Source organism: Methylobacterium currus, from assembly GCF_003058325.1.
GTDB classification, from domain to species: Bacteria; Pseudomonadota; Alphaproteobacteria; order Rhizobiales; family Beijerinckiaceae; genus Methylobacterium; species Methylobacterium currus.
This window is the reverse complement of record NZ_CP028843.1, coordinates 4,598,466-4,621,543: the sequence shown is the minus strand read 5'-3', so window position 1 is coordinate 4,621,543 and position 23,078 is coordinate 4,598,466. Positions and strand designations below refer to the sequence as shown.

General features: G+C 69.7%; 20 protein-coding genes. 10 read left to right on the top strand and 10 right to left on the bottom strand.

Annotated elements, in window-relative coordinates:
* Positions 1-47 precede the first annotated feature (47 nt).
* Entirely contained in the window at positions 48-428 is a 381-nt protein-coding gene (gene sufA / locus DA075_RS21460; RefSeq protein ID WP_099954951.1) for a Fe-S cluster assembly scaffold SufA, read from the bottom strand.
* Positions 429-586: 158 nt separating this feature from the next.
* On the opposite strand from sufA, the gene DA075_RS21455 reads away from it, so the two are divergent.
* A complete protein-coding gene (locus DA075_RS21455) occupies positions 587-1,153 on the top strand; it encodes a Uma2 family endonuclease (protein ID WP_099954950.1) in 567 nt (188 codons plus the stop codon).
* A gap of 6 nt (positions 1,154-1,159) precedes the next feature.
* Here the strand turns inward: DA075_RS21455 and DA075_RS21450 are convergent, their stop codons facing one another.
* From DA075_RS21450 to DA075_RS21420, 7 genes are all read right to left on the bottom strand, one after another.
* The gene (locus DA075_RS21450) at positions 1,160-1,549 is read right to left on the bottom strand and encodes an SUF system Fe-S cluster assembly protein (RefSeq protein WP_099954949.1); all 390 of its coding nucleotides are present in this window, start codon (positions 1,547-1,549) and stop codon (positions 1,160-1,162) included.
* A 7-nt stretch (positions 1,550-1,556) separates the two neighbouring features.
* Positions 1,557-2,801 (bottom strand): cysteine desulfurase, encoded by a 1,245-nt coding sequence (locus tag DA075_RS21445; protein ID WP_099954948.1) that lies wholly within the window; start codon positions 2,799-2,801, stop codon positions 1,557-1,559.
* Between the two features lie 60 nt (positions 2,802-2,861).
* Positions 2,862-4,181 carry a Fe-S cluster assembly protein SufD gene (gene sufD, locus DA075_RS21440; RefSeq protein ID WP_099954947.1) on the bottom strand — a complete coding sequence of 440 codons (1,320 nt, stop codon included), beginning with the start codon at positions 4,179-4,181 and terminating at the stop codon, positions 2,862-2,864.
* A 2-nt stretch (positions 4,182-4,183) separates the two neighbouring features.
* Positions 4,184-4,936 carry a Fe-S cluster assembly ATPase SufC gene (sufC, locus tag DA075_RS21435; RefSeq protein WP_099954946.1) on the bottom strand — a complete coding sequence of 251 codons (753 nt, stop codon included), beginning with the start codon at positions 4,934-4,936 and terminating at the stop codon, positions 4,184-4,186.
* 15 nt (positions 4,937-4,951) lie between these two features.
* Positions 4,952-5,191 carry a cytoplasmic protein gene (locus tag DA075_RS21430; RefSeq protein ID WP_099954945.1) on the bottom strand — a complete coding sequence of 80 codons (240 nt, stop codon included), beginning with the start codon at positions 5,189-5,191 and terminating at the stop codon, positions 4,952-4,954.
* A 25-nt stretch (positions 5,192-5,216) separates the two neighbouring features.
* Entirely contained in the window at positions 5,217-6,686 is a 1,470-nt protein-coding gene (sufB, locus tag DA075_RS21425) for a Fe-S cluster assembly protein SufB (protein WP_099954944.1), read from the bottom strand.
* Positions 6,687-6,754: 68 nt separating this feature from the next.
* Complete coding sequence (locus DA075_RS21420; RefSeq protein ID WP_099954943.1) at positions 6,755-7,930, bottom strand: cysteine desulfurase family protein; 1,176 nt, start codon at positions 7,928-7,930, stop codon at positions 6,755-6,757.
* 255 nt (positions 7,931-8,185) lie between these two features.
* On the opposite strand from DA075_RS21420, the gene DA075_RS21415 reads away from it, so the two are divergent.
* Complete coding sequence (locus tag DA075_RS21415) at positions 8,186-8,842, top strand: alpha/beta hydrolase (RefSeq protein WP_099954942.1); 657 nt, start codon at positions 8,186-8,188, stop codon at positions 8,840-8,842.
* Between the two features lie 96 nt (positions 8,843-8,938).
* On the opposite strand, the gene DA075_RS21410 is transcribed toward DA075_RS21415, so the two are convergent.
* Positions 8,939-9,892 carry a polyphosphate kinase 2 family protein gene (locus DA075_RS21410; protein WP_099954941.1) on the bottom strand — a complete coding sequence of 318 codons (954 nt, stop codon included), beginning with the start codon at positions 9,890-9,892 and terminating at the stop codon, positions 8,939-8,941.
* A gap of 107 nt (positions 9,893-9,999) precedes the next feature.
* Here DA075_RS21410 and DA075_RS21405 point away from each other — a divergent pair, with 107 nt between their 5' ends.
* On the top strand, positions 10,000-10,593 hold the full coding sequence (locus DA075_RS21405) for a histidine phosphatase family protein (RefSeq protein ID WP_099954940.1): 594 nt from the start codon (positions 10,000-10,002) through the stop codon (positions 10,591-10,593).
* A 165-nt stretch (positions 10,594-10,758) separates the two neighbouring features.
* Entirely contained in the window at positions 10,759-14,841 is a 4,083-nt protein-coding gene (locus DA075_RS21400) for a Pls/PosA family non-ribosomal peptide synthetase (protein WP_099954939.1), read from the top strand.
* 157 nt (positions 14,842-14,998) lie between these two features.
* Here DA075_RS21400 and DA075_RS21395 read toward each other — a convergent pair whose 3' ends face one another.
* Positions 14,999-15,388, bottom strand: coding sequence for a DUF3775 domain-containing protein (locus tag DA075_RS21395; protein WP_099954938.1), 390 nt, complete (start codon positions 15,386-15,388; stop codon positions 14,999-15,001).
* 130 nt (positions 15,389-15,518) lie between these two features.
* On the opposite strand from DA075_RS21395, the gene DA075_RS21390 reads away from it, so the two are divergent.
* The 6 genes from DA075_RS21390 (at position 15,519) to DA075_RS21365 (ending at position 23,078) form a co-directional block, all read left to right on the top strand.
* Complete coding sequence (locus tag DA075_RS21390; protein WP_099954937.1) at positions 15,519-16,268, top strand: sulfate transporter family protein; 750 nt, start codon at positions 15,519-15,521, stop codon at positions 16,266-16,268.
* Between the two features lie 40 nt (positions 16,269-16,308).
* A complete protein-coding gene (locus DA075_RS21385) occupies positions 16,309-17,940 on the top strand; it encodes an acyl-CoA dehydrogenase family protein (RefSeq protein WP_099954936.1) in 1,632 nt (543 codons plus the stop codon).
* A gap of 478 nt (positions 17,941-18,418) precedes the next feature.
* Entirely contained in the window at positions 18,419-20,041 is a 1,623-nt protein-coding gene (locus DA075_RS21380) for an ABC transporter substrate-binding protein (protein WP_099954935.1), read from the top strand.
* A gap of 130 nt (positions 20,042-20,171) precedes the next feature.
* Positions 20,172-21,125 (top strand): ABC transporter permease, encoded by a 954-nt coding sequence (locus DA075_RS21375; RefSeq protein ID WP_099954934.1) that lies wholly within the window; start codon positions 20,172-20,174, stop codon positions 21,123-21,125.
* A 4-nt stretch (positions 21,126-21,129) separates the two neighbouring features.
* Entirely contained in the window at positions 21,130-22,041 is a 912-nt protein-coding gene (locus tag DA075_RS21370; protein WP_099954933.1) for an ABC transporter permease, read from the top strand.
* Positions 22,038-23,078 (top strand): ABC transporter ATP-binding protein, encoded by a 1,041-nt coding sequence (locus DA075_RS21365; protein ID WP_167456059.1) that lies wholly within the window; start codon positions 22,038-22,040, stop codon positions 23,076-23,078. The genes DA075_RS21370 and DA075_RS21365 overlap by 4 nt, the downstream gene beginning before the upstream one ends.

The following is a 23,078-nucleotide window of genomic DNA, read 5'->3' as shown; positions in this document are numbered from 1 at the left end:
CCCGCGAGCGGCGCCCGGAAGCGCCGTCGGGGATCGGATGACGCGGGTCAGGCGTGGGCGGCGGTCAGTGCCTTCGGGTCGGCGGGCGTGATCGCGACCGACTCGCCGCAGCCGCAGGCCGAGGTCTGATTGGGATTGTTGAACACGAACTGCGACGCCAGCTTCGTGGTCTGGAAATCCATCTCGGTGCCGAGCAGGAACAGCACCGCCTTCGGGTCGATGAAGACGCGCACGCCCTTGTCCTCGACGACGTCCTCGCCGGCTTTTCGCTCCTCGGCATATTCCATCGTGTAGCTCATCCCGGCGCAGCCGCCGTTCTTGACGCCGACGCGCAGGCCCGCGATGGGGCGCTCGGCGTCGGCCATGATGCCCTTGATCCGCTCGGCGGCGGCTTCGGTCAGCGACATCACCTTGAAGCTCGGTGCCATTGTGAAAACTCTCTCCGACGGCCGGGTTCAAGGCCCGGGCGGTTGAGGCGTGACGTTACAGCCACAAGATAAGCATCCCGGTCGCCGGGGTCCACCGCGCGGTGTGCTAGGATGGGACGTGACGGAGGCGGCGATGGCGGACGCGGCGCCGGCGGCGGATGACGCCGGAAGAATTCTTTGTCTGGCAGGGGCAGGACGAGCCGTTCGAACTCGTCGGCGGCGTTCCCGTGCCGAAGCGCCGGATGATGACTGGGGCCAGCATCCAGCACGGCCGTGTGACAGTGAACGTCATCATCAGCCTAGGCAACCAGCTCCGCGGCTCACGCTGCCGGCCGACGACCGATGACGTCTCGCTGCGGACCAGCATCACCACGATCCGGCGGCCCGACGTCACGGTCGCGTGCGGCGAGATGGTCTACGACACGCACGAGGCCCGCGAGACGCGTCTCGTCGTCGAGATCGCCTCCCCTTCGACCACCACCGTCGATCGGACCGTGAAGCTTGAGGAGCACAAGCGCCATCCGACGCTTCGTTGCATCCTGGTCCGCGAAACCGTCGCACCGGTCGCCCTGCTCTACCACCGCGAGGCCGAAGGCTGGCGACCGGAGCTGTTCGAGGGACTGGAGGCAGTGATCGACCTGCCGGAGATCGGCGCGAGCCTCGCCCTCGCCGACATCTACGACGATCTCACCTTCGCAGCCCGCATCACAGACGCGATGCGCTGACCGCCCTCACCACATGTCGAGCGCGATGCGGGCCTCGTCGGACATCCGGCTCTGGTCCCACGGCGGGTCGAACACCATGGTGACGCTGCACCCGGCGACGCCCGGCACCGCCGAGACGGCGTTCTCGACCCAGCCCGGCATCTCGCCGGCCACCGGGCAGCCCGGCGCCGTCAGGGTCATGTCGATGGCGACGTTGCGGTCGTCGGCAATGTCGACACGGTAGATCAGGCCAAGCTCGTAGATGTCGGCCGGGATCTCCGGGTCGTAGACGGATTTGAGCGCCGCCACGATGCCGTCGGTCAGCCGGTCCATCTCCTCCGGCGGGATCGCCGGGGCATTCACTTGGGCGTTCAGCTGCGGCGTATTCGCGCCGCCCGCGGCTGGGGTGTCGGTCATGGGGTCCTCACGCGAACATCCGCTCGGCCCGGGTCAGGGCCGAGACGAGAGCGTCGATCTCCGCCGTCGTATTATACAGGCCGAACGAGGCGCGACAGGTCGACGTGGTGCCGAAGCGCTTCAAGAGCGGCATGGCGCAATGGGTGCCGGCCCGCACCGCGACGCCCTGGCGGTCGATGACGGTCGCGACGTCGTGGGCATGCGCGCCCTTCATCTCGAAGGAGATCACCGCGCCCTTGGCCTTCGCGGTGCCGATGATCCTGAGGCTGTTCATGCCCCGCAGCCGCTCCTGTGCGTAGGCGAGGAGATGCGCCTCGTGGGCGGCGATGCGCTCGCGGCCGAGCGACATCATGAATTCGAGGGCGGCGCCGAGCCCGATCGCCTCGATGATCGCCGGGGTGCCGGCCTCGAAGCGGTGCGGGGGCGCGTTGTAGGTGATGCGCTCCTCCTCGACGATCTCGATCATCTCGCCGCCGCCCTGGTAGGGCGGCAGGCGCTCCAGCCACTCCTTCTTGCCGTAGAGCACGCCGATGCCGGTCGGGCCGTAGACCTTATGGCCGGTGAAGACGAAGAAGTCGCAATCGAGGGCCTGGACGTCGATCGCCTGGTGCACCGCGCTCTGGGCCCCGTCGAGCAGCACCGGCACGCCGTGGGCGTGGGCGATGCGGACGATCTCCTCGGCCGGCGTGATGGTGCCGAGAACGTTCGACATGTGGCTGATCGCCACCATCTTGGTCTTCGGCGTGAAGAGCTTCTCGTACTCCTCGACCAGGAAATTGCCCTCGTCGTCGACGGGGGCGAATTTCAGCACGGCGCCGCGGCGCTCGCGCAGGAAGTGCCAGGGCACGATGTTGGAATGGTGCTCCATGATCGACAGGATGATCTCGTCACCCTCGCCGATCAGCCCGGCCCAGCCCATGCAGGTCGCCACGAGATTGTAGGCCTCGGTGGCGTTGCGGGTGAAGATGATCTCGTCGGTGGAACGGGCGTTGAGGAACTGCCGCGTCGTCTCGCGGGCGCCCTCGAACCCCTCCGTGGCGGCGTTCGCCATGAAGTGCAGGCCGCGATGCACGTTGGCGTAGGCCGTCTCCATCGCCCCCGACATGGCGTCGATCACCGCCCGCGGCTTCTGCGCCGAGGCGGCATTGTCGAGGTAGACGAGCGGTTTGCCGTAGACCTGCTGCGACAGGATCGGGAATTGCGCCCGGATCGCCTCGACGTCGTAGGGGGTCTGGAGAACGGGTGCGTTCATGTCGGGCTCTCGTGCAGGGGCGTGAGAGGGGCCGGCTCCGGAGAGCCGGCCCGGTCGTGCTTAGCCGCGGCGGGACAGCCAGGCCTCGATCTCGGCGATCATCGCCTCGCGGGCTCCCTCGTGGGTGACCGCCTCGATCGCCTCGCCGAGGAAGGCCTGGACCAGCAGGCTCTCCGCCTGGGCGCGCGGCAGGCCGCGGGCCATCAGGTAGAACAAGAGGTCGTCGTCCGGCGCGCCGCAGGTGGCGCCGTGGCCGCAGGCCACGTCGTCGGCGAAGATCTCCAGCTCCGGCTTGTTCATCATCTGCCCCTCGTCGCTGAGGAGGAGGCAGTCGGACTTCATCTTGCCGTCGGTCTTCTGGGCGACCTGGCGGACGATGATCTTGCCCTGGAACACGCCGGTGGCGTCGCCGTCGATCACCGTCTTGAACTGCTCGCGGCTGATACCGCCGAGGGCGGCGTGGTCGGCGAGCAGCGTCGAGTCGGCCAGCTGGCCGTCGCGGATCATCGCGGCGCCGTTGACGGTGGCGGTCGCGTCGTCCCCTGCAAAGTGCAGGTAGAGCTGGTGGCGCGACAGCACCGCCCCGGTCACTACGTTGACGGTCTCGATATGCGAGCCGGCACCGAGGCGGGCCGAGACGGTCGAGAGCGCGATGGCGGCGTTGCCCTCGAGGTTGAGGCGGCTGTGCAGCACGCGGGCGCGGTCGCCGACCACGACATCGAGGACGTCGTTGGGCTGGTAGGCGATCCTGTCCGGGCCCTCGTGGCTCTCGAGCAGCGTGACCTCGGATTCCGCGCCGGCGACGACCAGCACGCGGGTCGCGGTCGAGAACGGCGACGTCCCGGTGCCGATGAAGCGCAGGTGCAGGGCCCGCTCGATCCTGGCGCCGTCGGCGACCCGGATCACCGCCCCGTCCGCCATGAAGGCGGCGTTGAGCTGGTAGATCGGGTTCTCGCGGGTCTGCTCGACCGGGGCGAGATGGTCGAGGAGCGGGTGCCCCTCGGCCATGGCCTTCGCGAAGGGCACCACCTCCAGGCCTTCGGGAAGGCCGGCGAGGTCGGAGAGCGCCGCGACCAGATGGCCGTTGACGAAGGTGAGGCGCGCGGCCTCGATCCCGGCGAAGCCCCGCGCCGTCTTGACGGCGTTGCGGGCGGTCTCGGCATCCGGCGCATCGGCCGGCGGCGCCGCCTCGCGGACGGCGGCGCGCAGGTCGGTGTACTTGAACGCCTCGACGCGGCGATGCGGCAGGCCCGCCGCCTCGAAATAGCGAAACGCTTCCTCGCGGGCGATGGCCGCCCCCGGGAGCTTGAGCCGCTGGACCTCGAACAGCTTCGAGAGGCCCGTCTCGGCGGCGGTGCGGAGGGTGGTGACGTCGGCCATGGTCACGCGGCCTCGTTCGACCGGTACTCGGCGTAGCCCGAGGCCTCGAGCTCGAGGGCGAGCTCCTTGCCGCCGGACTTCACCACCCGGCCCTGCGCCATCACGTGCACGGTGTCGGGCACGATGTGGTTGAGCAGGCGCTGGTAGTGGGTGATGACCAGGAAGCTGCGGTCCTTGGCGCGGAGCGCGTTCACGCCCTCCGAGACGATCCGCAGGGCGTCGATGTCGAGGCCGGAATCGGTCTCGTCGAGGACGCAGAAGCGCGGCGACAGGAGCGCCATCTGCAGGATCTCCATGCGCTTCTTCTCGCCGCCGGAGAACCCGACATTGAGCGCGCGCTTGAGCATCTCGCGGTTGATCTCGAGCTTGTCGGCCGCCGCGAAGACCTGGCGCATGAAGTCGGGCGTGGTCAGCTCCTCCTCGCCGCGGGTCTTGCGCTGGGCGTTCATCGCCGCCTTGAGGAAGGTCATCGTGCCGACGCCCGGGATCTCCAGCGGGTACTGGAAGGCCAGGAAGATGCCGGCGGCGGCGCGGGCATCCGCCTCCATCTCCAGGATGTTCTCGCCGTCGAGCAGGATCTCGCCGTCGAGGACCTCGTAATCCTCCTTGCCGGCGATGACGTAGGACAGGGTCGACTTGCCGGAGCCGTTCGGCCCCATGATGGCGGCGACCTCGCCGTCATTGACGGTCAGGCTGAGGCCGTTGAGGATGCGCTTGTCCTCGATGTTGACGACCAGGTTCTTGATCTCGAGCATTTTCGTCAAATTCCCTTAAAGCCAGTGCCGGTGCATCGCCTGCAGGAAAACCCGGCTCCCGGCTGGAAAGCCCGACAGGTCGCCGATGACCGCATCAATGCCGCAATGGGGACAGAGGGCCGTGGCTTCTCCGGCGATCCAATCCGTGATTTCGTTCGGTGCGAATACGTTGAGCCAGGAGAAGCATCCGCATTGAACGCTGCTCCTGACCTCGTCGGCATGCCGGGCGCTGTGCCGGTGCGCAGCGCGCAGCATGCCGTCGTCGAAGGTGTCGTTCAGATCAGCCCACCGAGCCTTCCAGGCTGATCGAGATCAGCTTCTGGGCCTCGACGGCGAACTCCATCGGCAGCTGCTGCAGCACGTCGCGGACGAAGCCATTGACGATCAGCGCGGTCGCCTCCTCCTCGGAGAGGCCGCGCTGCTGACAGTAGAACTTCTGGTCCTCGGAGATCTTCGAGGTGGTGGCCTCGTGTTCGAACACCGCCGAGGCGTTCTTCGACTCGATGTAGGGCACGGTATGCGCGCCGCACTGGTCACCGATCAGCAGCGAGTCGCAATTGGTGAAGTTGCGCGCGCCCTTCGCCTTCTTGTGCGCCGAGACGAGACCCCGGTAGGTGTTTTGCGAGCGGCCGGCCGAGATGCCCTTCGAGATGATCCGGCTCGTCGTGTTCTTGCCGAGATGGATCATCTTGGTGCCGGAATCGACCTGCTGCATGCCGTTCGACACCGCGATCGAGTAGAACTCGCCACGGGAATTGTCGCCGCGCAGGATGCAGGACGGGTACTTCCAGGTGATCGCCGAGCCGGTCTCGACCTGCGTCCACGAGATCTTCGAGTTCGCGCCGCGGCAATCGCCGCGCTTGGTCACGAAGTTGTAGATGCCGCCGCGGCCCTCGGAATCGCCCGGGTACCAGTTCTGCACCGTCGAGTACTTGATCTCGGCGTCGTCGAGGGCGACGAGCTCGACCACCGCGGCGTGGAGCTGGTTGTCGTCGCGCCGCGGGGCGGTGCAGCCCTCGAGATACGAGACGTAGGAGCCCTTGTCGGCGATGATCAGCGTGCGCTCGAACTGGCCGGTGTCACGCTCGTTGATGCGGAAATAGGTCGACAGCTCCATCGGGCAGCGCACGCCCGGCGGAATGTAGACGAACGAGCCGTCGGAGAAGACCGCCGAGTTCAGCGTCGCGAAGAAGTTGTCGGTCACCGGCACGACCGAGCCGAGGTACTTCTTCACCAGATCGGGATACTCGCGCACGGCCTCCGAGATCGGCATGAAGATGACGCCGGCCTTGGCCAGCTCGGCCTTGAAGGTGGTGGCGACCGAGACCGAATCGAACACCGCATCGACCGCGACGCGGCGCTCGGGGGCGATGCCCTCCAGCAGCTCGACCTCGCGCAGCGGGATGCCGAGTTTCTCGTAGGTCTTCAGGATTTCGGGATCGATCTCGTCGAGCGACTGCGCCGCCTTGCGCTTCGGCGCGGCGTAATAGTACAGCTCGTCATACTTGATCTTGTCGTACTCGACCCGCGCCCAGTTCGGCTCCTTCATGGTGAGCCAGCGGCGATAGGCGTCGAGGCGCCATTCGAGCATCCATCCCGGCTCGTCCTTCTTGGCCGAGATGAAACGGATCACGTCCTCGGAGAGGCCCTTCTCGGACTTCTCCATCTCGATCGTGGTCTCGAACCCGTACTTGTACTGATCGACATCGATGGCGCGGACGCGATCGACCGTCTCCTGCACTGCAGGCATACCCGTCTCCTACCGCTGACGGCTTCAAGGGCCGCGAGGTGATGACACGGCCGGAATGGGCAGCACGCTCATGCGGCCCGTTCCCGGCGCTTATATAGGGACGAAACCAGCCGATCGAAGGCCGCGAGGAACCTTTCCCCGTCCTCTTGCCGGCTGTTCCACCCCAAACTGACGCGCAACGCTCCCGCGGACAGGGCCGGATCGACCCCCATCGCCGCGAGCACGCCGGAGCGCGACACCTTGCCCGAGGCGCAGGCCGCCCCGGACGAGACTGCCACCCCGTCGAGGTCGAGGGCGATCAGGGCCGTCTCGGCCTTGAGCCCCGGCACCGCGAAGCACGAGGTGTTGGATAGGCGCTCGGCTCCCGTTCCGAACACGACCGCGTCCGGCGCGCGCGCCCGCATGCCGGCCTCGATCGCGTCGCGCAAAGCCGCGAGGCGGACGGCCTCCGCCGGCATGGCCGCCAGCGCCAGCTCCGCCGCGACACCGAATCCGATGATGCCCGGAACGTTCTCGGTCCCGGCCCGCAGGCGGGCCTCCTGCCCGCCGCCGCGGAGGAAGCCCGGTTCCAGGGTCGCGCCCTCCCCGAGCACGATCGCGCCGACGCCCTTCGGCGCGCCGAGCTTGTGCCCCGACAGGGTCAGGGCATCGGCGCTGAATATATTGCGTGCAACCGATATCCGTCCAGCGGCCTGGACCGCGTCGCTGTGGAGCAGGGCGCCGTGCTGGCATGCCAGCGCCGCAACCCTCGCCAGGGGCTGGACCGTTCCGGTCTCGTTGTTGGCGGTCTGGACCGAGACCAGGGCGGTGACGCCCTCTGCGGCGAGCGCCGAGAGCCGCGCCTCCAGCGCACCGAGGTGCACCGTGCCGTCGGCGTCAACCGGCACGATCTCGGTCCGGTCGTCCGGGAAGCGATGCCCCTGGAGACAGCAGGGATGCTCGGTCGCGCCGATGAGCAGCCGGGTCGGCGCCGGCAGGCCGCGCCGGCGCAGGGAGCCCGACAGGACCGCGTTGGCCGCCTCGGTGCCGCCGCTGGTGAACACCACCTGCGATGGCGCCGCCCCGACGAGGGCCGCGACCCTGGCCCGTGCCGCCTCGATGGCCGAGCGGGCGGCTCTCCCCTCGCGGTGGACCGAGGACGGGTTGCCGGGCAGCTCCATGAGCGCGCGCGCGACCGCCTCCGCCACCTCGGGCCGCAGGGCTGAGGTGGCGTTATGGTCGAGATAGGCGCGCGAGCGCTCCATGCGCTGAATTCCTTTGCCTTTCCCCCGGGGGGCCGTGCTAAGGCCCGCTCCGGACACGCGTAATCAGATGGTGCGTGCTCACCGGCGCGAAGCGCGAGACTGCGGCACCTGCTTTTTAGAATGATTCTAGTCATCTAGAACCGTTCTAAGGGTGCTTTTATGGGAGACGGACCCCGAGTCAAGCTGCGGGACCGGGCTCGCCATCCGGTTCCGCGCGGCGCTCACGCACCCTTGAAGCTCGAGAAGAGGTCGTTCATGCCCGAGGTCATCTTCGCCGGTCCCGCCGGTCGGCTGGAGGGGCGCTACCAGGCGCCGAAGCAGAAGGGTGCCCCGATCGCCATCGTGCTGCATCCGCACCCGCAATTCGGCGGCACGATGAACAACCAGATCGTCTACAACCTGTTCTACACGTTCGCGAATCGCGGCTTCGCGGCCCTGCGCTTCAATTTCCGCGGCGTCGGGCGCAGCCAGGGCGCGTTCGACCACGGCGTCGGCGAGCTGTCGGATGCGGCGGCGGCCCTCGACTGGGTGCAGGCGGTCAACCCGGAGGCCCGGGCCTGCTGGATCGCCGGCGTGTCGTTCGGCTCCTGGATCGGCATGCAGCTCCTGATGCGCCGCCCGGAGATCGAGGGCTTCATCTCGATCGCCGCGATGGCCAACCGCTTCGACTTCAGCTTCCTGGCCCCCTGCCCGTCCTCGGGCCTGTTCGTGCACGGCTCCGAGGACCGGGTGGCGCCGGCCCGCGAGGTGATGCCGGTGATCGAGAAGGTGAAGACCCAGAAGGGCGTCATCATCGAGCACCAGATCGTCGAGGGCGCCAACCACTTCTTCGACGGCAAGGTCGACGAGCTGACCCAGACGGTGGACACCTACCTCGACAAGCGCCTCGGCAAGCGGGACGAGGCGGCGTAACGGCGGTCGCCTTCGGAGTGAGTATCCAGTCCCACCCCCAGCATCATCCTGAGGTCGCGGGTGGGATGAAGCGCCCGACGCGGTCGGGCGATCCCGTCAATCCGGCACCGTGATCCCGGTGAGATCCGCCTTCGGCTCCGGGTAGCGCGGGTCCATCGCCTCCAGCGTGCCGGCGATCAGCCGGGCAACCGCGAGGTTGCGGAACCACTTGCGGTTCGCCGGCACCACGTGCCAGGGCGCGAGCCGCGTGCCGCAGAGCGTCAGCGCGTCCTGGAACGCCGCCTGGTAGGCGTCCCAGGCCTGCCTCTCGACGATGTCGGCGGGGTCGAACTTCCAGGTCTTGGTCGGATCGGCGAGCCGGCTCTCCAGCCGCTCCTTCTGCTCCGCCTTCGAGATGTGCAGGAAGATCTTGAGCACCGTGGTGCCCGAGAGGGTGAGCAGGCGCTCGAAATCGTTGATGAGGTCGTAGCGCGGCCGCCACATCGTCTCGGGCACCAGCTCCTTCACCCGGACGATCAGCACGTCCTCGTAATGGCTGCGGTTGAACACCCCGATCATGCCGCGGGTCGGCACCTCGCGGTGGTAGCGCCACAGGAAATCGTGGTCGAGCTCCTCCGGGCTCGGGGTCTTGAACGACGAGACCCGGCACCCTTGCGGGTTCACGCCCTCGAAGACGTGGCGGATCGTGCCGTCCTTGCCACCGGTATCGATCGCCTGCAGCACGACCAGCAGGCTGCGCTTGCGCTCGGCGTAGAGCCGCTCCTGGAGCGCCTGGATGCGGGCGCGCACCGTCAGCAGCTCCGCCTCGGCGGCCGCCTTGCCGTCGGAGGAGCCCGGCGCGTCGGGGTCGATCTCGGCGAGCCGGCACGGCGCCTCGGGCCGGCACTGCACCACCCCTGGCGGCGGCACCGGAATGGTCGCGCCGTGCTCGGCGAGGAAGCCCAGGCTCGCCGCCGCCAGCGATCCGGCCTCGCTCGCCCAGGCGGCGGAGGACGGGCGCGGATGGCCGGGCAGCGAAACCGGCTTGTCTTTCGGGTTCTTCTTCGACATCGGGAGGCTGACGGCTCCGGCGGGGACAGCGGCGTGCGACGAATCGTAGACGGAATAACGGCGGCCAAGCGGGGCCGTTCCGAGAGGACGGCCGAGAGGACCCGCCGGTGAGCCGCGCGCCGCTCTACTTCGTGCGCCACGGCGAGACCGATTGGAACGCCGAAGGCCGCCTCCAGGGCCAGCGCGACACGCCGCTCAACCGCAAGGGCGTGGGCCAGGCCGCGGAGGCCGGCGAACGCTTGGCGCGCCTGCTCGGCGACGGCGTCGGCGCCCTTCCCTTCATCGCGAGCCCGATGGAGCGCACACGCCACACGATGGAGGGCCTGCGGGCGGCGCTCGGCCTCGATCCCTCCGGCTACACGATCGATCCCCGCCTGCGCGAGATCGGCTTCGGCGCCTGGGAGGGTCTGACCTGGAAGGACGTCCGCCGCACCGATCCCGCCCGGTCCCAGGCCCGCGACCGCGACCGCTGGGGCTTCTGCCCGCCGGGCGAGGGGGCGGAGAGCTACGCCATGGTGGCCGAGCGGGTGCGCCCGCTCCTCGACGCCCTCGACCGGCCGACGATCATCGTGGCGCATGGCGGCGTCGCCCGGGCCGTCATGGTGACGCTGGGAACGGCCTCGGCGGAGGAAGCGCCCCATCTCGAGATCCTCCAGGGCCGGATCCTGGTCTTCGAAGGCGGCGGACGGCGCTGGGCCTGACGCCGCGTTTTATACCTGGCCATTTATACCTGGCCATGCCTTGAACCGGCCCCGGTTCTCGTCCACCTCCCGCCTGCCCGAGATCGGGATGAACGCTGCACGAGAGCCCGGAATCGGGCCCATGCCTCGAGGTCAACGGCCCGCCCGGGCCAGCGGAGTCGCTTGATGAACCACACCGCCGGGACCGTCCGCACGCCCAGCCCCGGGACGGGCCAGCCGGCCGTCCCGCCCGCCGGCGCGGCGGTGCTCCGCGGCCCCGCGCGGCCGGACCTCATCCGCGACGAGGTGCTGGCCGAGATTTTTCGCGATACGGCTCAGGCGAGGCCCGATCATCCCGCGCTCATCGATGCGGCGAGCGGCCTCGATTCGGCGTCGCGCACCCGCCTGTCCTATGCCGAGGTCGACCGGCGCTCCGACGCGATCGCGGCGGGCCTCGCGGCCCGCGGGATCAGGCCCGGCGACGTGGTCGGCCTGTGGATGGCCCGCGCGCCGGACCTCCTGGTGGCGCAGATCGGCATCACCAAGGCCGGCGCGGCCTGGCTGCCCTTCGACGCCGAGGCGCCCTCCGACCGCGTCGCGGTCTGCCTGAACGACGCCGACGCGAAGGCGCTGGTGGTCTCCGCGGCGCTGAAGGACAAGGCGCCGGCCGATGCCTGCCCGGCCCTCACCCCGGACGAGGTCGCAGCAGCGGCGAGCGGCCCGGCGCCGGACCTGCGCGCCGCCGGCCTCACCCCCGAGCACCCGGCCTACCTGATCTACACCTCGGGCTCGACCGGCGTGCCGAAGGGCATCGTCATCAGCCACCGCAACATCTGCCACTTCCTGCGCTCGGCCAACGCCCTCTACGGCGTCACCGGCGACGACGTGGTGTTCCAGGGCGCCTCGGTCGCCTTCGATCTCTCGATGGAGGAGATCTGGGTTCCGTATCTGGCCGGCGCGACCCTGTTCGTGGCGAGCCCGGCCCAGATGGGCGACGCCGAGGCCCTGCCCGACATCCTGATCGAGGCCGGCATCACCGTCCTCGACACGGTGCCGACGTTGCTCGGGCTGATGACCAAGGACGTGCCGCGCCTGCGGCTGATCCTGCTCGGCGGCGAGGCCCTGCCCGAGCCGCTGATCGCCCGCTGGGCGACCCCCTCGCGAAAGCTGTTCAACACTTACGGGCCGACCGAGGCGACGGTGGTGGCGACCGCCGCCGAGATGAAGCCGGGCGACCCCGTCACCATCGGCACGCCGATCGCCAACTACACCGCCTACATCGCCGACGAGGCGCTGAACCTCGTCGGGCCCGGCGTGCAGGGCGAGCTGCTGATCGGCGGCCCCGGCATCGCCAAGGGCTACCTCGCCCGGCCGGAGCTGACGGCCGAGAAGTTCGTCGCCAACCCGTATGGCGGCGACGGCGCGGATCCGGTGCTCTACCGCTCCGGCGACGCGGTCTCGCTGGATCATGCCGGCCGCATCGCCTTCCACGGCCGCATCGACGACCAGGTGAAGGTCCGCGGCTTCCGGGTCGAGCTCGGCGAGATCGAGGCCCGCATCCGGGCGCAAGCCGGCATCGCCTCGGCGGCGGTGGTCCTGCGCCAGGACGACGGGGTGGATCGGCTGGTCGCCTTCGTGGTTCCGGAGCGCGGTGCCGAGTTCGACCGGGGCCGGCTGCGGTCGGCTTTGGCCGAGACGATGCCGCCCTACATGATCCCGGCGCATTTCGAGGTGGTGGAGAGCCTCCCCGTCCTCGCCGCCTCCGGCAAGGTCGACCGCAAGGCCCTGCGCGCGCGCCCGCTCGCGGTCGTCGAGCCCTCGGGCGAGCAGGAGGAGCCCCGCGACGAGACGGAAGCCGCTTTGCTCGCGGCGGCCCACAAGGTGTTCGGCAACCAGCCGATCCCGTTCGACGCCGATTTCTTCGGCGATCTCGGCGGCCACTCGTTGCTGGCCGCCCGCTTCGTCTCGGCGGTGCGCGAGGTGCCGGCGCTCGCCGCCATCACGCTCCAGGACGTCTATAACGGCCGGACCCTGCGGGCGATGGCCGAGACCCTGATCGCGCGCACCGGCGGGGCGGGGGCCGCGGCCGTGACCCACGACCTGTCCTTCGTGCCGCCGCCGCTCATGCGCCGCTTCCTGTGCGGCCTCGCGCAGGCGATCGTGCTGCCCTTCGTGATCGCGCTCGCCACCGCGCAGTGGCTCGGCATCTTCGTCACCTACCTGCTCATCACCGGCGGCGGGCTCGGCTTCTTCGCCGAGATGGCGGTGCTGCTGCTGGTCTATATCGGCCTCAACGCCGCGACCGCGCTCATCGCCATCGCGGTGAAGTGGCTGGTGCTCGGACGCACCAGGCCCGGCCGCTACCCCCTGTGGGGCACCTACTATTTCCGCTGGTGGCTGACCCAGCGCCTGACGCCCCTGGTCCACGTCAAGTGGCTCCAGGGCTCGCCGATGATCCGCATCTACCTGCGGCTGCTCGGCGCCAAGGTCGGCGAGGACGCGCTCATCTCCGACATCGAGATCGGTGCGCCGGACCTCGTGAGCATCGGCCGCGGCGCCTCGCTCGGCGGCCGGCTGACGCTGGCCAATGCCGAGGTGGTCGGCAACGAACTGATCATCGGCCGGGTCTCGATCGGCGACGACGTCGCCATCGGCACCTCCTGCGTCGTCGGCTACGACACCCGGATCGAGGACCACGCGGAACTCTCCGACCTGACGACCGTGCCCTCCGGCACCGTGGTCGGCCGCGCCGAGGCCTGGGACGGCTCGCCCGGCCGCAAGGTCGGCATGGCCGACCTCTCGGAGCATCACCCGTCGCCGGAGGTCTCGCGCGAGCGCCGGGCCGTGTTCTTCGTGATCTACGCCCTGCTGCTGGCGGCGATCCCGGCGGTCGGCCTGCTGCCGATCTTCCCGGCCTTCTACATCTTCGACCAGATCAGCGACTCGCTCGCGACGATGACCGACGTGGATTACCACGTCTACCTGCCGCTCCTGACCTGGCCGACCGCGATGCTGATGACCGCCGGCACGGTCGGGCTGATCGCCGGCATCCGCTGGGCGGTGCTGCCGCGCCTGCGCGAGGGCAGCTACTCGATCCATAGCGGCACCTACTTGCGCAAATGGGCGGTGGCGCTCGCCGCCGAGGTGACGCTGGAGACCCTCTCCTCCCTCTTCGCCACGGTCTACATGCGGGCCTGGTACCGGCTGATGGGCGCCGGGATGGGCCAGGGCGCCGAGATCTCGACCAACCTCGCCGGCCGCTACGACCTCGCGGAAGTGGGCCCGCGCAACTTCATCGCCGACGAGGTCGTCTACGGCGAGGAGGAGGTGCGCCGCGGCATGATGGAACTGGCGCCGGTGCGCACCGGCGCCCGGGTCTTCGTCGGCAACGACGCGGTGGTTCCGCCCGGCGCCGTCATCCCCGACGACGTGCTGATCGGCATCAAGTCGAAGCCGCCGGCCAACGACCGCATGGCGCCCGGCGAGACCTGGTTCGGCTCCCCGCCGATCAAGCTGCCGGTCCGCCAGAAGGTCGATCTCGGCCAGGCCCAGACCTTCGAGCCCGGCCTCTGGCCGCGGCTGCGGCGCGGCATCTTCGAGGCGTTCACCTCCTCATTCTCGCCGATGCTGTTCATCACCTTCGCCATCCTGGCGATCGACTTCGTGTTCTACCCGGCGATCCTGGCCGGCGACTGGGCGGGCCTCGCCATCAGCTTCGTCGCCACCAGCGTGGTGATCGCGGTGCTGCAGACGCTCGTGGTCATCGCCGTCAAGTGGCTGCTGATGGGCCGCTACGAGCCCGGCATGCACCCGATGTGGTCGTGGTGGGCGATGCGCACCGAGGCGGTGGCGGTGATGTACTGGGGCCTCGCCGGCAAGGTGCTGCTCGAGCACCTGATGGGCACGCCGTTCCTGCCCTGGGTGCTGCGGCTGTTCGGCACCCGCACCGGCGAGGGCGTCTGCCTGCTCGCCACCGACATCACCGAGTTCGACTGCGTCACCATCGGCGACTTCGCCTCGGTCAACCGGATGTCGGCGCTGCAGACCCACCTCTACGAGGACCGGGTGATGAAGGTCGGCCGGGTCGAGGTCGGCCGCGGCGTCAGCGTCGGCGCCTTCGCGACGGTGCTCTACGACACCAAGGTCGGCGACTACGCCCAGCTGCGTCCGCTCACCATCGTGATGAAGGGCGAGACGATCCCCGCCAATTCCCGCTGGGAGGGCGCGCCGGCGGTGCCGGTGGTGCACCAGGCGGTGGCGGCGGAGTAGCGGCGCGCTCCGGCGGGGCGATGCCCCGCGGCCCGTGGAACCCCTCATGTCATCGCGCCCTCGCATCGACGTGTCGATGCGAGGGCGTCGGGCGCATCGGCGTCCGTTCGGGCTCAGCCAGCGCCTTCGAACGAGTCCGTTCGAAGGCGCTGCGGGATCAGACGTCGGAGCTCAGTCCCAGGGCCGCCAGCCCCTCGTCGAGCAGGTCGCCGACATTCGGGATCCCGAGCAGGTAGTCGGCGGTGCGGGTGCCGGCGGCCTCGCGCTCGCGGGCGAGGCGGACCGCATCGGGAAATTCCTCCGGCTCCATGTCGCCGCGGCCGACGAACAGGATCGCCACCAGCTCGGCCCGCTCGTCGTCGTTGAGGCCGGCGATCATCTCGCGCAGCTCCTCCTCGGTCGCGTCGTCGGTGCCGTCGACCAGCACGTCGCGGGCGCCGTCGTCGATCGGGTTCGAGCCGGAATCGGGATCGCTCAAGCCCTCCTTCACGTCGAGGGCCCGGGCCCGCAGGATGAACTCACTGACCTTCTCAACGGCGATGTCCATCGGTCGAACCTCCAGCTCAGCACACGCGACGTTTGGTGCTGCCTCAACCCGCGAAGCGTGGCGCGGTTCGCCTCTGGACGGCGAGGCCGTTCGGCATCAAGTGAGCGGTGCGTCCACCCCCGAGGTCCCGATGCTCATCAACGCCGCCTTCGCGGCCCTGCGGCAGGTCTTCTCCCGTCCGCTGCGTGCGATCCTGTGGAAGTCGCTCGGCCTCACGGTCGGGCTCCTGGCCCTGGTGTGGTTCGCCCTCACCAAGGGGATCGCGGCCCTGCTCGTCGCCCACCCGATCTCGACCGACTACGCGATGGTCAACGCCGTGGCGTCGTTCCTCGCCGGGGCCGGGCTGTTCGTCGGCCTCGCCTATATCCTGCCGCCGGTCTCGATCCTGGTGGCGGGCTACTTCCTCGATGATGCCGCTGCAATCGTCGAGCGCACCGACTTTCCGGACGAGGTCCCGGGCCAGGCGATGCCGCTCGGCCGAGCGATGCTCTACACAATCCGCTTCGCGGCGCTCGCGCTCGCCGTCAACCTCGCGGCCCTGGCGCTGCTGCTGGTGCCGGGCATCAACGTCGCGGCGTTCTTCCTCGCCAACACCTACCTCCTTGGCCGCGAGTATTTCGAGCTCGCCGCCGCCCGGTTCAGGCCCCTTTCCGAGGCCGGTGCCATGCGGCGCACCCACACCGCGACCGTGATGCTCGCCGGCGCCCTGCTCGCCGGACTGATGCTGGTGCCGATCGTCAACCTCATCACGCCGCTCTTCGGCATCGCCCTGATGGTCCACGTCCACAAGGGCCTGAGCCGCGACCGGCTGCTGAAGGCCCCGTCCACCCGTCCGCCGGTGGCGATGGACCGCGACCGGCTCGGCGCGGGTCCGCGCTGACCGGGTTGCGGATCGCCCGCGGCCGGCGCACCCTCGGGCCATGACGCACGAGGTCCTGAAGACGCACGAGGTCCTGAACCAGAGCCCGCCCTTCGGCGACGCGAACCTGTTCGCCGCCGATGCCCCGCTGCGGGGGGCGCTCGCGGCCTTCGGCGGGCCCGCCGACCTCGACGGGCTCGACGGTTTCGGCGCGCGGTGGGGCTCGGCGGAGCGGATCGATCTCGGCCGCCTCGCCAACGCGCATTCCCCCGTCTTGCGCACCCACGACGCGCGGGGATACCGGGCCGACCGGGTCGAGTTCCACCCGGCCTATCACGCCCTGATGGCGGCGAGCGTCGCGGACGGCCTGCACGCCTCGTTCTGGGACGGGGCGGATCCGGGCAAGCCGCAGGCACGCGGGCATCTCGCCCGGGCGGCGCGCCAATTCATGGTCGCCGGCGTCGAGAGCGGGCATCTCTGCCCGATGACCATGACGAGCGCGGCCGTCGCGGCGCTGTCCGCCGCCCCCGACCACCTCGCCGCCTGGCTGCCGCGGATCGCGAGCCGGACCTATGATCCGAGCTTCAGGCCCTGGTTCGAGAAAGCCGGCGTCACCCTCGGCATGGGGATGACCGAGAAGCAGGGCGGCACGGATGTCCGCGCCAACACCACGCGGGCGGAGCCCACCGGCGGCGACACCTACGCGCTCACCGGCCACAAGTGGTTCTTCTCCGCCCCGATGTCCGACGGATTCCTGGTGCTGGCTCAGGCACCCGGCGGTCTGACCTGCCTCCTGGTACCGCGCCACCGGCCCGACGGCAGCATGAACGCCCTCCACCTGCAACGCCTGAAGGACAAGCTCGGCAACCGTTCGAACGCCTCCGCCGAGGTCGAGTTCGAGGGGGCGCTCGGCTGGCGCATCGGCGAGGAGGGCCGCGGCGTCCCGACCATCCTGGCGATGGTGCAACTGACCCGGCTCGATTGCGCGGTCGCGTCGGCGGGTCTCGCGCGCATGGCCCTGGTGCTGGCGCTCCACCACGCCCGCCACCGCCGGGTGTTCGAGACGCCCCTCGTCGACCAGCCGGCGATGCGCCGGGTGCTGGCCGACCTCGCCCTCGAGAGCGAGGCGCAGACCGCGCTCGTGTGCCGCCTCGCCGCCGCCTTCGACCGGGGCGAGGCGGCGCGCACCCGTCTCCTCACCCCGGCGGTGAAGTACGCGGTGTGCAAGGCCGCGCCCGGCTTCGTCTACGAGGCGATGGAGTGCTTGGGCGGCAACGGCTATGTCGAGGAGAGCCCCCTGCCCCGGCTCTACCGCGAGGCACCGGTCAACGCGATCTGGGAAGGCTCCGGCACCGTCATGGCCCTCGACGTGCTGCGCGCCGCCGCGCGCGCCCCGGAGGAGGTCGTCGGCCTCGTGGCCGACCTCGCCGAGGAGGCGGAAGGTCTGCCGGGCGTGCGCGCGGCCGCCGCCGACATCGTCGCGGCCCTCCAGGCTCCCGACGCCGAGGCCCGCACCCGCTTCGCCACCGGCCGCCTCGCGACCCTCGCCGCTGCTGCATCGCTGGCCGCCTGCGCGCCGCCGGCCGTCGCCGAGGCCTATGCGGCGACCCGGCTCGCGCGGGAGCGGGCGATGTACGGGGCGAACGGGGTCGGCGCGGTGGCGGAGATGCTGCTGGAGCGGGCGCTGCCTTGAGGCGTCCGGATGTGATCGCCGGTCCTGACGCCGAGGGTGTCGGTTCTGTGGGGGCCATCGAACAGGCCCCGAGACCTCGCCCGAACACGAGGGCCCCATGATCCGCCCCGGCAGCAGGGTGAACAGTCCGGTGATCACCAGCGCCCCGAGATGGAGCCCGGTCATCGTCCAGCGATGGGCCGCGACGGCACCCCGACGCGCGGAGATCACCGTGCGGACCAGGGCGGCGCGCGTGAACACCGACAGGAGGTGGATCCAGCTGAACGGCCCGACCTGGCGCAGGCCGCAGGTGCCGAACGCGCTCGGCGCCAGCCTGCCTCCGTTGAGAGCAAATCTAAGCAGGATCATTCGCCTCCGAATGAGGCAGCCTAAAATTTAGGCATTTTCGCTGGCCGGAAGCTGGGCGTCCGAGCGCGCATGAATTGGCAGGGCTCTTGCAGCCCATCCCCCCGTCACTCACCAACGGGGATGTTTCACGATGCCGCTGCCCACCCGCCTGCCCCTGCGCCCGCTCGGGCGGACCCTGTCCGGGCTCGCCCTCGCCCTCGCGCTGGTGGGGCCTGCGAGCGCGCAGGGCGTGCTGCGCATCGGCATGACCGCCTCCGACATCCCGCTTACCACCGGCCAGGCGGACAATGGCGGCGAGGGCATGCGCTTCACCGGCTACACGGTGTACGACGCCCTCATCAACTGGGACCTCAGCCGCGCCGACAAGGCTTCCGACCTGACGCCCGGCCTCGCCACCGCCTGGAAGGTGGATCCGGCCGACAAGACCCGCTGGATCTTCTCGCTCCGGCCCGGCGTCACCTTCCACGACGGCTCCGCCTTCGACGCCGACGCGGTGGTGTGGAACCTCGACAAGCTCCTGAAGTCGGACAGCCCGCAATTCGATCCGCGCCAGTCGGCGCAGGGACGTACACGCATCCCGGCCGTCGCCTCCTACAAGGCGATCGATCCGCTGACGCTGGAGATCGTCACCAAGACCCCGGACGCGACCTTCCCCTACCAGATCGCCTGGATCCTGATGTCGTCGCCCGCCAACTGGGAGAAGCAGGGCAAGAGCTGGGACGCGGTCGCCAAGGCGCCCTCCGGCACCGGTCCGTGGAAGGTGACGGGCTTCGTGCCGCGCGAGCGCCTGGAGCTGGTGCCGAACAAGGCGTACTGGGACAAGGCACGGGTACCGAAGCTCGATCGCATGGTGCTGGTGCCCCTGCCCGAGGCCAATGCCCGGGTGGCCGCCCTGCGGTCGGGCCAGGTCGACTGGATCGAGGCGCCGGCGCCGGACGCGGTCGCCTCGCTGAAATCGGCGGGCTTCGCGCTGGTCACCAATCTCTACCCGCATAACTGGACCTGGCACCTGTCGCGGGCCGAGGGCTCGCCGTGGAACGACGTGCGAGTGCGCAAGGCTGCCAACCTCGCCATCGACCGCGAGGGCCTGAAGGAGTTCTTGGGCGGCCTCGCCACCCCGGCCGAGGGCTTCCTGACCCCTGGCCATCCGTGGTTCGGCAAGCCCACCTTCAAGGTCGGTTATGACCCGGAAGCGGCCAGGAAGCTCTTGAAGGAGGCGGGCTACGGCCCGAACAAACCGCTCACCACCAAGGTGCTGATCTCGGCGTCGGGCTCGGGCCAGATGCAGCCCCTGCCGATGAACGAGTTCCTCCAGCAGAACCTCGCCGAGGTCGGCATCAAGGTCGACTACGAGGTCGTCGAGTGGAACACGCTGATCAACATCTGGCGCGCGGGTTCCAAGTCCGACAGCGCCCGCGGCGGCACCGCGATGAACTACTCCTACCTGATCCAGGACCCGTTCACCGCCTTCATCCGCCACGCCCAGTGCAACCTGGCGCCGCCGAACGGCACCAACTGGGGCTATTACTGCGACCCGGCGATGGACAAGCTGTTCGACGAGGTCCGCGCGACCTTCGAGCCGAAGGATCAGGTCGCGGTCCTGCAGAAGATTCACGAGAAGTTCGTGGACGACGCGCTGTTCCTGATGGTCACCCACGACGTCAACCCGCGGGCGATGAGCAAGAAGGTGCAGGGCTTCGTCCAGGCCCAGAGCTGGTTCCAGGATTTCTCGCCGATCACGATGGCCAAGTGATCACCTCCTGATGATCGCCTCCTGGTGATCGCCTCCGGGTGATCGCCAGGGCGAAGTGATCGCCTGACCCGACCCCCCCCGCCCGGTCTCGAGCCGGGCGGGGCCACGACACCGCGAACGGCGCCGCCCCATGATCCTCTTCATCCTCAAGCGCATCGGCTACGCCGCCCCGGTCGCCCTGGGCGTCAGCCTGGTGTGCTTCCTCCTCGTCCACCTCGCCCCCGGCGATCCCCTGAGCGCGATCCTGCCGGTCGATGCCACCGCCGAGATGCAGGCGCAGATGCGCGCGGCCTACGGCTTCGACAAGCCGCTGCCGGTGCAGTACGGCCTCTGGCTCTGGAAGGTGCTGCAGGGCGACCTCGGCACCTCGATCGCCACCGGCCGCCCGGTCCTGGCGGAGGTCGGCCGCGCCGTCGGCAACAGCCTGATCCTCGCCTCCGTGGCGACGCTGATCGGCTTCACCTTCGGCACCTTCTTCGGCTTCGTCGCCGGCTATGCCCGCGATTCCTGGCTCGACCGGGTGGCCTCGTCGATCGCGGTGTTCGGGGTCAGCGTGCCGCATTACTGGCTCGGCATCGTGATGGTGATCGTGTTCTCGGCCACCCTCGGCTGGCTGCCGCCGACCGGTGCGGGGCCGCAGGGCTCGGGCAACTGGTTCCCGGACCTCGAGCATCTGCGCTACATCCTGCTTCCGGCCATCACCATGTCGGTGATCCCGATGGGGGTGATCTCCCGCACCGTCCGGGCGCTCGTCGGCGACATCCTGCATCAGGACTTCGTCCAGGCGCTGCGCGCCAAGGGCCTGTCGGAATTCGGCGTCTTCCGCCACGTGGTCAAGAACGCGGCGCCCACCGCCATCGCCATCATGGGGCTGCAGCTCGGCTACCTGCTCGGCGGCTCGATCCTGATCGAGACCGTGTTCGCCTGGCCCGGCACCGGCTTCCTCCTCAACGCCGCGATCTTCCAGCGCGACCTGCCGCTGCTCCAGGGCACGATCCTGGTCCTGGCGATGTTCTTCGTCACCCTCAACCTCCTGGTCGACGTGGTGCAGACCGCCCTCGACCCCCGCATCGAGAGGGCCTGACCCGATGTCGATCCAGACGTCCCTCACGGGCGATCCCGTCGCTTCGGTCGCCGCCCCGGAGATCCCGGCGGTCGCGTCGCGCGGCTACTGGGGCAGCGTGCTGCGGCGGCTTTCCCGCGATCCCGTCGCCATGGCGGCGGCCTGCGTCATCCTCGCCATCGTGCTCGCGGCGATCTTCGCGCCGCTGATCGCCCCGATGGACCCGTTCAAGGGCTCGATGGTCCGGCGCCTGCGCCATGTGGGCGACGCGACCTACTGGCTCGGCTCGGACGAGCTCGGCCGCGATATGCTCACGCGCCTCCTCTATGCCGGCCGCCTGTCGCTGTTCATGGGCGTCTTGCCGGTCGTCATCGCGTTCTTCGTCGGCTCGGGGCTAGGGATCCTCGCGGGCTATGCCGGCGGCTGGGTCAACACGCTGATCATGCGCGTGGTCGACGTGTTCTTCGCCTTCCCGTCGGTGCTGCTCGCCATCGCGCTCTCGGGCGCCCTCGGGGCCGGCATCCTGAATTCCATCGTGTCGCTGACGGTCGTGTTCGTGCCCCAGATCACCCGCGTCGCCGAGAGCGTGACGGTGCAGATCCGCAACCGCGACTATGTCGAGGCCGCCCGGGTCTCCGGCGCCAACCCGTTCACGGTGGTGCGGGTGCAGGTGCTCGGCAACGTGCTGGGTCCCGTCTTCGTCTATGCCACCAGCCTGATCTCGGTCTCGATGATCCTGGCCTCGGGGCTCTCCTTCCTCGGCCTCGGCGTGAAGCCGCCGGAGCCGGAATGGGGCCTGATGCTCAACACCCTGCGCACCGCGATCTACGTCAACCCGGTCGTGGCGGCCTTGCCCGGCATGATGATCTTCCTGACCTCGATCTCCTTCAACCTGTTGTCGGACGGCCTGCGCTCGGCCATGGAGGTGCGCCAGTGACCGATCTCGATCCCCGCGACCGCGGCGGCCCCGCGCAGCCGCTGCTGACCGTCGACGGCCTGGTGAAGCACTTTCCCGGCAAGGGCGGCCTCTTCGGCAAGGGGCCGGCGGTGCGCGCCGTCGACGGCGTCGATTTTTCCGTCATGAAGGGCGAGACCCTCGGCGTCGTCGGCGAGTCGGGCTGCGGCAAGTCGACGACGGCGCGCCTGCTGATGCAGATCAGCAAACAAGACAAGGGCGACATCGTCTTCGACGGCGAGCTGCTCGGCTCTCGCGCCCTCGACCTGAAGGCCTATCGCCGCCAGGTGCAGATGGTCTTCCAGGATTCCTATGCCTCGCTCAACCCGCGGCTCACGGTCGAGGAATCGGTCGCCTTCGGCCCGCGGGCGCACGGGCTCTCGGCGGCCGCGGCCCTGTCGCGCGCCCACGACCTCCTGCGCCGGGTCGGCCTGGAGCCGCGGCGCTTCGGCGGGCGCTATCCGCACGAGGTGTCGGGCGGCCAGCGCCAGCGGGTCAACATCGCCCGGGCGCTGGCCCTCGAGCCGCGGCTCCTGATCCTCGACGAGGCGGTCTCGGCCCTCGACAAGTCGGTGGAGGCGCAGGTGCTGAACCTCCTCACCGACCTCAAGCGCGAGTTCGGCCTGACCTACATCTTCATCTCGCACGACCTCAACGTCGTGCGCTTCATGTCCGACCGGGTGATGGTGATGTATCTCGGCCGCGTCGCCGAGATCGGCCCGGCCGATGCGATCCTGAAGGCGCCGCGCCACCCCTACACGGCGGCGCTCCTCGCCTCCCAGCCCTCGACCGACCCGGAGGCCCGTCTGGAGGAAGCGCCGCTCTCCGGCGATCCGCCCAACCCCATCAACCCGCCCCCGGGCTGCCGCTTCCACACCCGCTGCCAGTTTGCGGCGGAGGTCTGCCGCACCCGCGAGCCCGGCCTCGATCCGGTCGCGCCGGCCCATCTCGCCGCCTGCCACATGGCGGTGGCGGGCTCCGGCCACCCGAAGGCTCCCGCCATTCCGCTGGCGGCGTGA